This is a genomic window from Mesorhizobium sp. M8A.F.Ca.ET.218.01.1.1, assembly GCF_004791165.1.
In the GTDB taxonomy this organism is placed as follows: Bacteria; Pseudomonadota; Alphaproteobacteria; order Rhizobiales; family Rhizobiaceae; genus Mesorhizobium.
This window is the reverse complement of record NZ_SRUZ01000148.1, coordinates 1-315: the sequence shown is the minus strand read 5'-3', so window position 1 is coordinate 315 and position 315 is coordinate 1. Positions and strand designations below refer to the sequence as shown.

The following is a 315-nucleotide window of genomic DNA, read 5'->3' as shown; positions in this document are numbered from 1 at the left end:
CGCATGCCGTGCTTCTCGCCTTCTTTCAGGATCGCGTCGAGCAACTGCCGCTGGTAGGGCAGGGGGTGGTAGAGCTCCCAGCCCAGCTCGCCCTCATAGTTGAGGCGCAGCAGCCGCACGTCGCTGGCGAGGGCCACGCTGCCGCTCTTCACGCCGAACCACGGAAAACTTTCGTTGGAAAGGTCGATCTCGGTCAGCGGCTGCAGCACCTCGCGCGCCTTGGGGCCGACGACGGTGAAACAGCCGCGGTCGTTGGTGACGTTCTTCAAGACCACGCTGCCGTCGGCGGGCAGCAGCCTGGACAGATCGTCGAAA

General features: G+C 65.1%; 1 pseudogene. It reads right to left on the bottom strand.

The annotated features are described in order from the left end of the window. Nucleotides 1-315 (bottom strand): annotated as a pseudogene (locus EN861_RS34775) (aminomethyltransferase family protein); the annotation flags it as partial.